Below are 14,362 nucleotides of genomic sequence, written 5' to 3'. Positions count from 1 at the left end.
GGTGCGGGGTTCGGGCGGCGTGGGCCGCCCTCCCGCCTACTGGGCCAGCTCGTCGGCCGCCGATGACTCGTCGCGCGAGAGGTTGATCCCCAGGTTCGCGGCGGTGCGGTCGAGATCGTCGTCGTCGCCCTCACCCAGGGAGACGGCCTGGCCGTCGCTGGAGAGCACCTCCACGTTGAGGCAGAGCGACTGCAGCTCCTTGAGAAGCACCTTGAAGGACTCCGGGATACCCGGCTCCGGGATGTTCTCGCCCTTGACGATCGCCTCGTAGACCTTCACACGGCCCACGACGTCGTCGGACTTGATGGTCAGCAGCTCCTGCAGCGTGTACGCGGCGCCGTAGGCCTGCATCGCCCAGCACTCCATCTCACCGAAACGCTGGCCACCGAACTGGGCCTTACCGCCGAGCGGCTGCTGGGTGATCATCGAGTACGGACCGGTCGAACGCGCGTGGATCTTGTCATCCACGAGGTGGTGCAACTTGAGGATGTACATGTAGCCCACGGACACCGGGTACGGGAACGGCTCGCCGGAGCGACCGTCGAAGAGGGTCGCCTTGCCGTCGGCCTGCACCATGCGCTCGCCGTCACGGTTCGGCAGGGTGCAGCCGAGCAGACCGGTGATCTCCGTGTCCGCCGCGCCGTCGAAGACGGGCGTGGCCGTGTTGGTACCGGCCTCGACGCTGTGGATCTCCTCCGGCAGCTTGGTCGCCCAGTCGGGCAGGGAGCCGTCCGCCTCACGCGGGACCTCCCAGCCGGCCTTGGCCAGCCAGCCGAGGTGGGTCTCCATGATCTGACCGATGTTCATACGACGCGGGACACCGTGCGTGTTCAGGATGATGTCCACCGGCGTGCCGTCGGGCATGAACGGCATGTCCTCGGCGGGGAGGATCTTGCCGATGACGCCCTTGTTGCCGTGACGACCGGCGAGCTTGTCGCCGTCCTGGATCTTGCGCTTCTGCGCCACGTACACGCGCACCAACTCGTTGACGCCGGGGGGCAGGTCGTCGTCGTCGTCCCGCGAGAAGACGCGGACGCCGATGACCTTGCCGGACTCACCGTGGGGCACCTTGAGCGAGGTGTCGCGCACCTCGCGCGCCTTCTCACCGAAGATGGCGCGCAGCAGACGCTCCTCCGGGGTCAGCTCGGTCTCACCCTTCGGGGTGACCTTGCCGACGAGGACGTCGCCGTCACGGACCTCGGCGCCGATGCGCACGATGCCGCGGTCGTCGAGGTCCGCCAGGACCTCATCGGAGACGTTGGGGATGTCCCGCGTGATCTCCTCGGCGCCCAGCTTGGTGTCGCGGGCGTCGATCTCGTGCTCCTCGATGTGGATGGACGTGAGCACGTCCTCCTCCACCAGGCGCTGCGAGAGGATGATCGCGTCCTCGTAGTTGTGGCCCTCCCACGGCATGATCGCGACGAGCAGGTTCTTGCCCAGCGCCATCTCGCCGTTCTCGGTGCAGGGGCCGTCGGCCAGGACCTGCCCGACCTCGACGCGGTCACCCTCGTCGACGATCGGACGCTGGTTGGAGCAGGTGCCCTGGTTCGAGCGCGCGAACTTCGACAGGCGGTAGGTCTGACGCCCGCCGTCGTCGTCCATCACGGTGATGAAGTCGGCCGAGACCTCCTCCACCATGCCCGGGGCGGTGTTGACGACCACGTCGCCGGCGTCCACGGCCGCGCGCAGCTCCATACCGGTGCCGACGAGCGGCGCCTCGGAACGCACGAGCGGCACGGACTGCCGCTGCATGTTCGCCCCCATCAGGGCACGGTTGGCGTCATCATGCTCGAGGAACGGGATCATCGCGGTGGCCACGGAGACCATCTGTCGCGGCGAGACGTCCATGTAGTCGACATCGCCCGGCTCGACCATCTCGACGTCACCGTGCTTCTTGCGCACGAGGATGCGGTCCTCGACGAAGCGGCCGTCGGCGTCGATCTCCGAGTTGGCCTGCGCCACGACGTAGCGGTCCTCCTCGTCGGCCGTGAGGTAGTCCACCTGATCGGTGACGACGCCCTCGTAGACGCGGCGGTACGGCGTCTCGATGAAACCGAACGGGTTGACCCGCGCGTACACCGAGAGCGAACCGATCAGACCGATGTTCGGACCCTCGGGGGTCTCGATCGGGCACATGCGGCCGTAGTGCGAGGCGTGCACGTCGCGGACCTCGAGCCCGGCGCGCTCACGCGACAGACCACCGGGGCCCAGCGCGGACAGACGACGCTTGTGGGTCAGACCCGACAGCGGGTTGTTCTGGTCCATGAACTGCGACATCTGGGAAGTTCCGAAGAACTCCTTGAGCGCCGCCGTGATGGGCCGGATGTTGATCAGCGACTGCGGGGTGATCGCCTCGGAGTCCTGCGTGGTCATGCGCTCGCGGACGACACGCTCCATGCGGGACAGGCCGACGCGGACCTGGTTCTGGATGAGCTCGCCGACGGTACGCAGACGACGGTTGCCGAAGTGGTCGATGTCGTCGACCTCGACCGGCACCTCGCGGCCACCGGCCACCTGCATCGAGTCGTCGCCCGCGTGGAGGCGCACGAGGTACTCGATGGTGGCGGCGATGTCCTCGCGGGTGAGCGTCGTGGTGGCGTCACCCTCGGGGTCGGGCAGACCGAGCTTGCGGTTGACCTTGTAACGACCGACGCGGGCCAGGTCGTAGCGCTTCTCCTTGAAGAACAGGTTCTCCAGGAGCGCCTCCGCGGACTCGCGGGTCGGCGGCTCGCCCGGGCGCAGCTTGCGGTAGATCTCGAGCAGGGCCTGGTCGGTGTCCTCGACCGTATCCTTCTCGAGCGTGGACATCATGATCTCCGAGAAGCCGTAACGCTCCTTGATCTCGGTGGTCGTCCAACCGAGGGCCTTGAGCAGGACGGTGACCGACTGGCGACGCTTGCGGTCGATGCGGACGCCGACGGTGTCGCGCTTGTCGACGTCGAACTCGAGCCACGCGCCACGCGACGGGATGACCTTGACGGAGTGGACGTCCCTCTCCGTGGACTTGTCGCGCGAGCGATCGAAGTACACGCCCGGCGACCGGACGAGCTGGGAGACGACGACCCGCTCGGTGCCGTTGATGATGAACGTGCCCTTGTCGGTCATCATGGGGAAATCACCCATGAAGACCGTCTGGGACTTGATCTCACCGGTCTCGGTGTTCTCGAACTCGGCCGTGACGAACAGGGGCGCCTCGTAGGTGCGATCCTTTTCGCGGCAGTCCTCGAGGGACGCCTTGACCTCTTCGAAGTAGGGCTCCGAGAACGAGAGCGACATCGATCCGGAGAAGTCCTCGATCGGGGAGATCTCCTTGAGGATGGACTCCAGGCCTCCCTCGAGGTTCGTGGTACCGCGCGAGGCGGCCCTCTCTTGCCACTCCTCCGAGCCGATGAACCACTCGAACGACTCCGTCTGGAGGTCGAGCAGCCCCGGGACCGGCAACGGCTCGGAGAGTTTCGCGAACGAAACCCTCCGGGGCGCACCGGGAACGGTGGAGACTGACGTGGTCTGGCGGGAGACTGCCAAGATGGGTCCTTCCAGCACCTCACGTGATCACCACGGGCGGTGACCACAGATGTATCTGCGAGCGGTCCGCCGACGGGTATCCACCCAGGTCCGCCGCGATATCGAGGGCTCGGAAAGCACCCGGTGGAACCGGGAGTGAGCCGTCACGGACGGACGGGAGGGCAAATAGCAGCCAGCGCAACGACCTAATCTAGCGGAAGGCGGCGACAAAGTCCAGCCTTCAACGGAGTGTCCCCCGGAGGCTGGTCCCGTGCGTGGTGCGGCGTCCGTCTCTGCGCTGGTTGCCCTCGTGGCTCTCGCCTCATCGGCCCCGGTCGGGACGTCGCACCCGGGCCGCGTCGCACTCGACTTCTGCGGCACTCGCCCGATGCACCTAAAGGGTGACGGGTGAAAGCACTTTCGTCAAGGATCCGACCCGGTCGGTTGCCGGATCGGGTCCAGACCCGCCCTCGTCAGGAGGGCAGATCCGGGATCCTCGACAGTTTCCACACGCCGTCGATCTTGTCCAGACCGACGAGATAGGTGCCGCTGGTGCTTCCCGCAGCCGCGCCGTCCCTGGTCATCGACACATCCTGGACCAGCAACACCTCGGCCTTGTCACCCTGCAGGTAGGCCAGACCGGCCTCGCGGACCTCCGCGTCGACGCTCGTCGCGGACTGCTCGTAGCTGTCACGCAACGCGGGCCAGTTCTCGTCCAGCTCGTTCACGAGCTTCGGGGTGAGGAATTCCCCCAGGGAATCGTGGTACTCGTCGAGGGTCTCGTGATCGATGGCCACGAGCCGCTGGACGTTGGTCGTCGCCGCCGAGAGGACCTCCTCGGTGGCCTTCCGGTCAACGAACGCCCTGTTGTCCACGTCGACGCCGGGTTCTGTCGCCAGGAACGCCCCGACGGCCGCGGCGACCAGCCCCACCGCGATGGCGGAGTACGCGATCGTCCGCCCACCGGGACGTCGGCCGGCACGCCGCTCCCCGCGATCCGCCCGGGTTCCGGTGCCGCCCACCTCGTCGTCGTCGTCTCGTCCGTCCCACGTCGTGGGGCGCGCGGCGCTCCCGCCCTCGGGTCGGGTCTGTCCGGCGTGTCCGGCCAGTCGCCTACGCGGCGCCGGAGTGACCGACTTCTGTGTCCTCTTGATCGGTGGCATCAGCGACTGTCGTCCTTCGTCATCGTCCGGCGGAGGTGGTCGGCGCGGGGGTCGACTCCTCCTCGGTGGCCGGGGCGTCCTGTTCCTCCGGCGTGTTGAGCTCCTCCACGGACCGGCTGGACTCGCCCACCGGGACCGTCACGCCCACCTGGTTGACCGCGTCGGCCTTCCAGGTGCCGTCCTCTCGCGTCAGGTCCACGCGCATCGCCTGACGGCCGGTGATGTCATCCTGGCCCTCCCGCTCGGAGTGGGCGGTGAACACCACCAGGACGGCGGCGTCGCCGGCCTCGAGGTCCAGGGTCTCGACAGCGGTGTGCGAGACCGTGGCCGTGGTGACCGCCTTCTGCTCCACGACGCGCGTCCGCACATCGTCGGCCCACTGCTCCTGCTCGGTGAGGAACTCGCCGGTCGAGGCCTCTGCCAGCTGCTCCAGCGAATCGTCGACGTTCCGGTGGTCGAAGCTGAACGCGTTGATGATCACCTGGGCGGCGACGTCGGCGGCCGCCTCGCGCTCGGACGCCACCTCCTGTGCCGACCGCGCCTGGGCGTAACGCACCCCGAACACCCCCAACGTCGCCAGCCCCGCCACGAGGATGATCGCCGCGAGGACCACCAGCCATCTCGGCACGGTCCCCGTCCCCGCGGGGCGGCGCGCGCCCCCCTCCGTTCCCTGCGAACTCATGGCGGTGACGCTACCGGACCCGCCGTCCGCCGGGTCGCCGCCCGGCCGCGCGGTCACCGGGGAATCAGCCCCTGCAGGACCGCGAGCTGCGTGGCCGCCACGGACAGGTTGGCCTTGTCGGGGTCGATCTTGGGCTTGGTGTCCCACGGCTGCGGCACGTCCGGGTGCGCGTACTCCACCCGGTCGGCACCGCGGACCGCGGTGGGGCTGCCGAAGGGCACGGTGCACTGCGCGTCGTAGTTGGGCGGGAAGTTCTGTTCCTGCCAGTCGAAGGACGGGTCCTGCGCCTTCATCTGGTCGATGATCTCCCACGTACCTTCGTACCCCTGCGTACACGCTGGTGGGTTGTTCGTCTCGAGGGACAGACCGAAGTGGATTGTCCCGTCCCCCGGGGCGACGGACATCCCGCCGGCGGCCAGTGCCGGCAACAGCTGCAGGAGCACCTTGAACGACGGCGCCAGTGGATCTATCGTCTTCATCGTCGCCGACAGGTTCCGCACGGCTCCAGAGAGCGGGGCGCCGGAGTTCTCCACCAGATAGCGGGTCTCGTCGGCGAACTCCGGTCCCGTGGTGATCAGCCGTTCCAGGTCGGAGTCCGAGTCACGCAACGCCTCGGTGACCGTCCTGAGATCGCGGGAGAAACTGACGATCTCACCGGACTGGTCGGCCTGCGTCTCCAGGACGGTCGCCCCGTCGCGGATCAGCGTCTGCAACTGCGGCATGGTGCGGATACCGGACTCGGAAATCCGGATGAGGGAGTCCGAGAGTCGCTCCAGTTGGGGTCCCCGGCCCTGGAACGCCTTGCCGAGTTCATCGACGGTCACCTCGAGATCGTCCAAGGGGACCGATCGGGAAAGGTCGTCGACGGAGGCCAACAGGTTCTCGACGGGTACCGGCAACGCCTCACGTCCGGCGGAGACCACGTCCCCGTCCTCGAGATACGGCGCCGAGCTGCTGTTGGGTCGCAAGTCCACGTACTGCTCTCCGATGGCGGAGCGGTTGGCGACCACGGCCTCGGTGTCCGCCGGGACGTCGGGGGCGCTCGAGTCGAGGTCGAGCTCGACTCGCACACCGTCGTCGGTGAGCGAGAGCTCGCCCACCCGTCCGATCGCCGTGCCGCGGTAGTTGACGGCCGCGTTGGTGAACACCCCGCCGGTCTCGGGTAGGTCCAGATAGACCTGGTACTGGCCGATCCCGAACAGCGAAGGTAAGCGAACGTAGTTGGCACCTACATAGGTGATCCCGACCGCGGCGATCACACAGAAGGCGATGAGCTGGGTGCGGAGTGTCTTGCTCATCGGTTTCCTGGCTCTCCTGGTTCGGGCAGGTAGTTCTCGGAGAACTCCGAGACTCCTGGTGCGGGCTTGGGCACCACCGCCCGGTCCATGACCGGCGGGACCGGCAGGAGCGGCAGCACGATGGTCGTCCGCCGGTCCGGGCCGTTGTCGCCGACCCACGGGTTCTGCGGGTCCACGACGTAGGGCCCGCTCGTGGTGTTCGGACGGCGAACCACCGGTTCGCCCTGATTCGCCCCCAGATTCCGGAGCGTCTCAGAGATCGTCGCGTCCACGGAGAGAAAGATGTTGGCCGCGCCGCCGACGGTCGCCGGGATAGACGAGTCCGGGAACGGGAAGGTGGGGACGAAACCGATCAGTTCGATGAGCTCCGGAGTCGACTCGCCGAGGGACTGCAGCACAGGGCGCAGCGCCCGCAGGTCGGCGATGAGGTCCTCCCTGCTGGTGAGCAGGACTTCCGAGCCGACCTGGCCCAGTGTGTCGACCCGGCGCAGCATCTCCACGAACTGCGAGCGCTGCTCCTCGAGCACCGCCACCCCGGCGGGCAGCTCGTCGAGCGCCGCCTCGATCTGCTGGCGCTGATCGTTGGCACGCGACGTCATGAGGTTCACGCCCTCGAGGGCTTCGGTGATGCTGTCGCGCTGCCGGTTCAGGCCCCCGATGAGCTCCTCCGCCGATCGCAGGGTCCGGGTGAGATCCTCCTCGCGGCCGTCGGTGGCCTTGCGCAGTTCGGCCACGATCGGTTGCAGTTGGTCCACGCCGCCGCCGTTGAGCAACAGCGACAGCGCGCCGAGAACCTGCTCGATGTCGGTAGCCGTGCGGGTGTCCGAACTGGCGATGACGTCACCGCCGGACAGCTCTCCGGTGGGCGGCTCGTCCTCCGGCGGGCTGAGCTGCACGAACTTCTCGCCAAGGAGATTGGTCTGCTGGATCGAGGCCTCGACGTTGGCGGGGAGCTCCATGTCGCCGCGGAGGACGATGTCCACCTCTGCGGTCCACCCGTCCTCCGCCAGCGAGATACCGGACACGCGACCGGCGTCAAGACCATTGACCTTGACCGACGACTGCAGGACCAGGTCCAACACATCGTCGAAGCGGACGGCCACGTGCATGGGGTCCTCACCCAGGTCCGCGCCACCCGGCAGAGTGTAGTCCTCCAGATTCAACGAGCACCCGGCCGCGACGGCGGCCACGAGCGCGCTGGCACCGACCGCGCGGACGGCGCGACCGAGGATGGGCGTGGTCGGCCGGATCATCCCCGTCCCCCTTCCGAGGCGGGCGTCATCGGCCACCCGCGATTGCCCTGGACCGTCCCGGGAACCGGGACAGACTGATTCATCTCGCCAGCGAGGATGCCCAACGGCAGATCCGGGTTCGACGCTTGTAGATCGGCGTTGCGCTGCGGCGCGAGAGCCTCGCAGGCCTCGATATCGGCGCGCCGGAGGTTGTCGAGTTCGGCCAGCATCTGGTCCCCGGGGTTCAGGCGGCCAAGTGTCATGAGCTGGCACAGGACGCCGGCCGGGTCCTGCAACTCCGGGATGCCGAGACGTAAGGACAACAGCCCGGCCTCGGGGTCGTAGGCGCCGATGAGGTTGGACAGAGCCAACGGAGCAGTCTTGAGGATCTCCTCGATGTCGCCCCTCTGGTCCGCGGTGATCTGACTGAGTCTCACCAAACGGTCCGCATTGCTGCGGATCACGTCCTGGTTGTCCCGCACGACACGCGCGACGTCCGCGAGGGCGTAGCTCAGTTCGGCGAGGGCGCCCTGGAGGTCCTCGCGCTGACCAGCGACAGTCTGGTTGAAGGTCGACATCTGGGAGTTGAACTGCCTCACCTGGGCATCGTTCTGCGCGAGCATCGTGACGAACGACTGCAGATTGACCACGGTCTCGCTGATGTCCTGACTCGAATCCGCCAGCGTCGTCGCGGCCTGCGACAACTCGTCGATCGACCGCCCGAGTGCGGCACCGTTGCCTCCGAGCGTGTCCGCGGACGCGGTGACGAACCGGTCGAGAGCGCCGTCCTTGTTGGCACCCTCCGGGCCGAGAGCATCGGTCAGTTCCTCCACCGAGGCGTAGAGCTTGTCCACCTCGACCGGTGTCGCGGTCCGCTCGAGGGGGATGTGCGCGCCCGATTCCATCTTGGGGCCGCCTGAGTAGGCGGGCAGTAGTTGGACGTTACGGTCAGGGACGACCGAGGGCGTCACCTGGACCGCCTTGGCGTCCGCCGGGACGTCCACGCCCCGGCGGACGTGGAACTCGACCTCGACGGTCTCCCCCATCGGGGTCACCTTGTCGACGGAACCCACCGTGACCCCCAGGATCCGGACATCGGAGCCCTCCGATATTCCGACGGCTGTCGGGAAGGTGGCGGTGATGCTGGTGCGTCCGAACCCCGTGACGGCGAGGAAAATCACAGTCACGGCGGCCACGACGACGACGAGCAGCAGCCCGACGAACGAGTACGGCATCTTCTTGTGCATCAGTTGATCCCACTCTGTCTGGCCGGCGCGCGGGCGCCGGGATAGAAGGGCGGCTCAGGAATACCCGGCGGGACGAGGTTGGTGACCACGGTGTCGAACCATCTGCCCGAGCCCAGAATGTTGGAGTACAGCCGATAGAAGGGCCCGAGGTTGTGGATGGATGCCCTCAGCTCTTCCTCGTGGTCGGTCAACACCGCCAGGGCGGAGTCGAGACTATCCAGGGTCGGCTTGAACTCGGCCTCGTTCTCCGCGACGAACCGGCGGAGTTCGATCGACAGTCCGCGCGTGGAGGCCAACACCAGCTTGAGACTCTCGGCGCGGTCGTTGAGTTCGCCCAACAACTGTCCGGTGCCGATGATCAGGCGCCGGAAGTCGTCATTACGGTCCGCCACGATCTGGGAGCTCGTACGCGTGGCCTCGAGTAGGTTCCGCAATTCGGCGTCCCGGCTGGACACGGTCTGCGACAGACGCGCCATGCCGTCGACCGCGCCCCGGAACTCCTCGGGCGACGCCTGCATCGTATCGGTGAGGGTGTCCAGGCTCGCTGCCAATTTGGCGTCATCGATCTCGTCGAGCGTCTCCGCTGCGGAGGAGAAAGCTGTGACCACGTCGTACGGGGCCACCGTCCGCTCAAGCGGGATCGGCTCCGACGTGTCGAGTTCCCCGGTTCCCGCCGGGCTCAGCGCGAGGTACTTCTGGCCGAGCACGGTCTTGAGTTGGATGCTCGCCCGGGTGTCGTCGCCGAGCCAGGCGTCCTTGGCCCGGAAGCCCACGGCCACCTTGTCGCCGTCGAGCGCCACGTCGGTCACGACGCCAACCTTGACGCCGGCCACGCGGACCTCGCTACCGTCCGCTAGCCCGGCGGCCTCGGAAAAGTAGGCTGTGTATTTGGGTCCCGCCCCGACGATCGGTAGCGCGTCGAGTCTGAACGACACGGCGGTCAGGGCGAGGATCACCAGGACCCCGATCGCTCCGATGGTGGCGTTGCTGAACCTCGGCTCGTTCGCACTGCGCTTGCTCATGGGATTCCCCCTGCGTGGCACCGGGGCGCGACGTTGGTGTACACCGGATGATTGATCGTGGGACCGCCGCTCGGAAGAAGGTTGGGCACGTTGGTGCCCGGGCCGTGCACCACGTCGAGTCCACAGAGATAGAACTGGAGCCAGGACCCGAACGAACCCATCCTGATGAGGTTGTCGGTCTTGCGCGGCAGGTTGATGAGAACCTCGCTGAGCGTGTCGCGGTTCGTCGTGATCTGGTCGCTGACCACCTTGAGGTGGTCGAGCGAATCCGTGACGGCGGGCCGCGTGGCGGTGACGATGTTCTCCGCCGACGAGGTCAGATCCGCCATCGAGTCGAGCGAACTGCCGATAGCGGCGCGCTCGTCGGCGAGTCCCTCGACGAGTTGCCTGGTGGTCACCACGAGCTGCTGGAACTGCACGTCCCGCTCGTTGATGGTCTCGAGGACCCGGGTGAGGTTGTCGATGACTTCGCCGATCACCTGATCCCGATCGGCCAGGTGGTTGGTCAGCTCACCAGTCTGGCGGACCAGGCTCGTCACGGTGCCGCCCTCCCCTTGCAGTACCCGCACCAGCGAGTCGGCGAGCGCGTTGACGTCCTCCGGCTGCAGGGTCGTGAAGAGCGGGCGGAAACCGTTGAACAGCGCCGTGAGATCGACCGCGGGCGAGGTCTTCTCGATTCCGATCGTGCTCCCTTCCTCCAGGGCCGATTGGACGGGTCCGGGCTCCCGGGAGATGTTCAGGTACCGCTGGCCGATCATGTTCCGGAACCGCAGTGCCAGGTGCACGTTGGCCGGCAGCGTGCGGTCGCCGACCAGGGTGAAGTCCACCTTAGCCAGGTCGCGTTCGTGGATCTCCATCCCGGTGATGTTGCCCACCACGACGCCGGCTATCCGGACGTCGTCGCCCTCCTCCAGCATGGTCACGTCGGAGAAGATCGCAGAGTACTCCGTACCTTCCGCCCGGGTGCCGCCCCTGATGGTCACGGCGAGGACCGAACTGAGCAGCACTGTGACCACGATGAAGACCACCAGTTTGACGAATGACCCCAGCAGGCCGCCACGGAATAGGGCCTTCAGTTTGGCGTTCATCGGAAACCGACCTCCGTTCCGCGAAGCGCCGGGGCGCCGATCTGGCCGATCCAGGCAGGGATCTCCTGCGCGCCGCGCGAGGACGCGACCCCCAGGACGGTTCGGACGGTGTCGGTCTCCAGCGGCGAGCCGGCGTAGGCCATAGCCACCACGTCGGTGTCCTGACCCGCGGTCACGGTTGACGGAAACGGCATATTGGGCTGCTCGGGCACCGCCCGCCCGGGAGCCGGGGGAACCGAGCCACGGTTACGGAGTGCCGGAACCGGCCCGTCCCGGAGAAGCGGATTGGGCAGAGTCGGGATGAACGCGGGCCCCGGATTGCGGGTGGGGATCTGGTAGCTCCCGTCGGCGATCGCCCCGCCGGGGGCCCCGCCGAAGATGAACGGCTCCTGCGCCGGGTCGTAACAGCGGGGACCGCGGGTGTCGAAGAACCGCGGCTCGTCCTGGTTGGGCACGTAACGCCCTCTGGGATTGACGAGCTCGAGCGTCACCCGGATGGCGGGGTGCTCGGTGCCCACGCCCAGGATGGCGTCGGACCGGTCCAGAAGAGTCATGAAATTCCCCACCGAGCACGGCAGTGCTGGCGAATACTCAGCCAGGTACTCCAGGGAGGTGCGCGAGTCCACCGCCAGGGAGATGAGGTCGTCGCGGTTCGCGGCGAGGAAACCGGTGAGGACCTCGGACGACTCGCTGATCCGCCGCAGTCCGTCGGCGATGTCGGGGCGGCGCTGGACCACCGTGTCGCCGGTGGTGCGCAGAGCGTCCAGAGCGTTGATGAGATCAGGCAGCGCCTCGGAATAGGTCTGGGAGAATGTCGCCAGATCCTCCAGCCCGGATTCCAGAGCGGGCAACTCCTGGTTGATGCCGTCGAAGACCTGTCCGATCTCGACCAGGCTGGCGCCGATCTCGTCCCCACGGCCTGACAACGCCTGGTTGATCGCGCCGAGCGTGCCCGCCAGTTTCTCCGGCGGGACCGCCTCGAGAACGGGGAGTAGCCCGTCCAGGACGCGCCCCAACTCGATCGCGTTGCCGCGGGTGTCCTGCTCGATGGTCGCTCCCGGTTCGAGCGTCCCCACGGGCTGATCGGGGAACCCCAGGTCGACGAACCGCTCACCGAACAACGTCTTGGGGAGCAGGCGGCCACTGACGTTGGCCGGCAGTTGTTCCATGAGCGCCGGGTCGAACTCCATGTTGATCTGCACGCGGTCCCCGTCGGGTTCGACACCGGAGACGCGGCCCACGAGGACACCGCGCGCCTTGACGTCGGCGTCGTTCGGCAGCGCGTAGGCCAGCTGGTCGGTGTTCAGGGTGACGGTGTCCGACGCGGTGAACGCGCGGTTGTAGATCGCGATGGTCGTGCCGACGAAGGCCAGCACGATGACGATGAACAGGGCGGCCAGCAGCCGCTTCGAGAGCGCCGAGAGTTCGTTCATCCCGCCACCCGCACAGTCGTGGTCGTGCCCCAGAGGGCGAGTCCGACGAAGAAGTTGAGGATCGCCACCACGACGATCGTGGTGCGGACGGCCCGCCCCACAGCCACGCCGACGCCGGCCGGACCGCCGGTGGCGGTGAAGCCGTAGAAGCAGTGGATCATCACCAGCACGAACGCGAAGATGATCACCTTGACGAACGAGTAGATCACGTCTTCCGGTGGCAGGAACAGGTAGAAGTAGTGGTCGAACGAGCCGGTGGACTGGCCCTGCACGATGGTGTTGACGCCCCTCGTGGCGAGGTAGGAGGACAGCAGGCCGACGACGTACAGCGGGATGACCGCGATGAATCCGGCGATCACCCGGGTGGTGACCAGATAGGGCACGCTCGGGATCGCCATGACCTCCAGGGCGTCGATCTCCTCGGATATCCGCATCGCGCCGAGTTGGGCCGTGAAGCCGCAGCCGACGGTGGCGGACAGGGCGAGTGACGCCACGATGGGGGCGACCTCGCGGGTGTTGACGTAGGCAGACAGGAACCCGGTGAGGACCGAGCTACCGATCTGGTCGAGGGCTGCGTACCCCTGCAGGCCGACGACGACCCCGGTGAACCCGCTCATCATGACGATGACGCCGATGGTCCCGCCGAGCACCGCCAGCGTGCCGACGCCGAAGGTCACCTCCGCGATCAGGCGCAGCACCTCGTGGCGGTAGTGGACGATCGTCTGAGGGATCCAGCGGATCGCCCGGAGATGGAAGGCGAGCTGGTCGCCCAGAGAGTCGAACGAACTGACCGGGCCACGGACAAGGGCCCTCAGCCGGGCCCTCGTGGGTCCGACATCGGTATGGATCGCCATTACGACCCCTTCGGGGGAACGATCTGCAGGTACATCGCCGTCAAGATGAGGTTGGCGAAGAACAGCAGGAGGAATGTGAGGACCACGCCGAGGTTGACGGCGTCGCCGACCCCCTTGGGGCCGCCCTTGGGGTTCATCCCGCAGTACGAGGCGACCACGCCGGCGATGAGTCCGAAGATCAGGGCCTTGATCGAGGACATGATGAAGTCGGGCAGTTGGGCGAGGGCACCGAAGGACATCAGGTAGGCGCCCGGTGTGCCGCCCTGCAGCATGATGTTGAACACGTAACCGCCGGAGATCCCGACGATGGAGACGAGTCCGTTCAGGAGCACCGCGACGAGCATCATGCCGAGCACCCGCGGGACGACGAGCCTCTGGATGGGGTCGATCCCCAGGACTCGCATCGCGTCGAGCTCCTCGCGGATGGTCCGGGCACCGAGGTCGGCGGCCACCGCCGAACCGGCGGCGCCCGCGATCAGCAGTGAGGTCACCAGCGGCGCACCCTGTTGGACGACGGCGAGGACGCCGGTGGCCCCCGTGTAGGCCTCGGCGCCGAGCTGCTGGACGAGCGACCCGGTCTGCATCGCCACGACGGCCCCGAACGGGATCGCCACCAGTGCCGACGGGAGGATCGTCACCGAGGCGATGAACCAGGACTGCTCTATGAACTCACGGAACTGGAACGGTCGCCTGAAGACCCCTCGTAGCACGTCGAGGAACAGTCGGAATACCTCGCCGGCCCCGCCCACCGCGGCCCGGAAGCCTCCTCCGACATCGGCCGGTGACATACCGGCCCGTCCTTCTGGATGCTGGGTCGTACTCTCCGCCATCAAATCCCC

At 67.3% G+C, this 14,362-nt stretch carries 11 protein-coding genes; all 11 read right to left on the bottom strand.

All coding sequences use genetic code 11. The features are described 5' to 3' along the window. Positions 1–36 precede the first annotated feature (36 nt). Entirely contained in the window at positions 37–3,543 is a 3,507-nt protein-coding gene (locus J1M64_RS16330) for a DNA-directed RNA polymerase subunit beta (protein WP_069389561.1), read from the bottom strand. 434 nt (positions 3,544–3,977) lie between these two features. Continuing rightward, complete coding sequence (locus J1M64_RS16325; protein ID WP_206474852.1) at positions 3,978–4,667, bottom strand: hypothetical protein; 690 nt, start codon at positions 4,665–4,667, stop codon at positions 3,978–3,980. 19 nt (positions 4,668–4,686) lie between these two features. Then, on the bottom strand, positions 4,687–5,349 hold the full coding sequence (locus J1M64_RS16320) for a hypothetical protein (protein WP_241261659.1): 663 nt from the start codon (positions 5,347–5,349) through the stop codon (positions 4,687–4,689). Positions 5,350–5,402: 53 nt separating this feature from the next. Then, the gene (locus J1M64_RS16315) at positions 5,403–6,647 is read right to left on the bottom strand and encodes an MCE family protein (RefSeq protein ID WP_096907030.1); all 1,245 of its coding nucleotides are present in this window, start codon (positions 6,645–6,647) and stop codon (positions 5,403–5,405) included. Beyond that, a complete protein-coding gene (locus J1M64_RS16310) occupies positions 6,644–7,900 on the bottom strand; it encodes an MCE family protein (RefSeq protein ID WP_063971834.1) in 1,257 nt (418 codons plus the stop codon). Before J1M64_RS16310 ends, J1M64_RS16315 begins: the two co-directional genes overlap by 4 nt. Continuing rightward, positions 7,897–9,126: an MCE family protein gene (locus J1M64_RS16305; protein WP_096907029.1), complete on the bottom strand. Its 1,230-nt coding sequence runs from the start codon at positions 9,124–9,126 to the stop codon at positions 7,897–7,899. Before J1M64_RS16305 ends, J1M64_RS16310 begins: the two co-directional genes overlap by 4 nt. After that, entirely contained in the window at positions 9,126–10,148 is a 1,023-nt protein-coding gene (locus tag J1M64_RS16300; protein WP_096907028.1) for an MCE family protein, read from the bottom strand. Before J1M64_RS16300 ends, J1M64_RS16305 begins: the two co-directional genes overlap by 1 nt. After that, complete coding sequence (locus J1M64_RS16295) at positions 10,145–11,236, bottom strand: MCE family protein (protein WP_206474851.1); 1,092 nt, start codon at positions 11,234–11,236, stop codon at positions 10,145–10,147. The genes J1M64_RS16300 and J1M64_RS16295 overlap by 4 nt, the downstream gene beginning before the upstream one ends. Continuing rightward, entirely contained in the window at positions 11,233–12,669 is a 1,437-nt protein-coding gene (locus tag J1M64_RS16290; RefSeq protein WP_096907026.1) for an MCE family protein, read from the bottom strand. The genes J1M64_RS16295 and J1M64_RS16290 overlap by 4 nt, the downstream gene beginning before the upstream one ends. Then, complete coding sequence (locus tag J1M64_RS16285; RefSeq protein WP_206474850.1) at positions 12,666–13,523, bottom strand: ABC transporter permease; 858 nt, start codon at positions 13,521–13,523, stop codon at positions 12,666–12,668. The genes J1M64_RS16290 and J1M64_RS16285 overlap by 4 nt, the downstream gene beginning before the upstream one ends. Next, complete coding sequence (locus J1M64_RS16280) at positions 13,523–14,311, bottom strand: ABC transporter permease (protein ID WP_206474849.1); 789 nt, start codon at positions 14,309–14,311, stop codon at positions 13,523–13,525. The genes J1M64_RS16285 and J1M64_RS16280 overlap by 1 nt, the downstream gene beginning before the upstream one ends. Between the last annotated feature and the right edge of the window lie 51 nt (positions 14,312–14,362).

Origin of the sequence: Dietzia sp. KRD202, from assembly GCF_017168155.1 — a bacterium.
In the GTDB taxonomy this organism is placed as follows: Bacteria; Actinomycetota; Actinomycetes; order Mycobacteriales; family Mycobacteriaceae; genus Dietzia; species Dietzia kunjamensis.
Note: the sequence above shows the minus strand (reverse complement) of the source record. Positions and strands in the feature narration are given on the sequence as shown.

Excerpts from the sequence above, each read along its gene's own strand:
- J1M64_RS16325 (WP_206474852.1), bottom strand. The coding sequence starts at position 4,667 with ATGCCACCGATCAAGAGGACACAGAAGTCGGTCACTCCGGCGCCGCGT.
- J1M64_RS16320 (WP_241261659.1), bottom strand. The coding sequence starts at position 5,349 with ATGAGTTCGCAGGGAACGGAGGGGGGCGCGCGCCGCCCCGCGGGGACG.
- J1M64_RS16315 (WP_096907030.1), bottom strand. The coding sequence starts at position 6,647 with ATGAGCAAGACACTCCGCACCCAGCTCATCGCCTTCTGTGTGATCGCC.
- J1M64_RS16310 (WP_063971834.1), bottom strand. The coding sequence starts at position 7,900 with ATGATCCGGCCGACCACGCCCATCCTCGGTCGCGCCGTCCGCGCGGTC.
- J1M64_RS16305 (WP_096907029.1), bottom strand. The coding sequence starts at position 9,126 with ATGCACAAGAAGATGCCGTACTCGTTCGTCGGGCTGCTGCTCGTCGTC.
- J1M64_RS16300 (WP_096907028.1), bottom strand. The coding sequence starts at position 10,148 with ATGAGCAAGCGCAGTGCGAACGAGCCGAGGTTCAGCAACGCCACCATC.
- J1M64_RS16295 (WP_206474851.1), bottom strand. The coding sequence starts at position 11,236 with ATGAACGCCAAACTGAAGGCCCTATTCCGTGGCGGCCTGCTGGGGTCA.
- J1M64_RS16290 (WP_096907026.1), bottom strand. The coding sequence starts at position 12,669 with ATGAACGAACTCTCGGCGCTCTCGAAGCGGCTGCTGGCCGCCCTGTTC.
- J1M64_RS16285 (WP_206474850.1), bottom strand. The coding sequence starts at position 13,523 with ATGGCGATCCATACCGATGTCGGACCCACGAGGGCCCGGCTGAGGGCC.
- J1M64_RS16280 (WP_206474849.1), bottom strand. The coding sequence starts at position 14,311 with ATGTCACCGGCCGATGTCGGAGGAGGCTTCCGGGCCGCGGTGGGCGGG.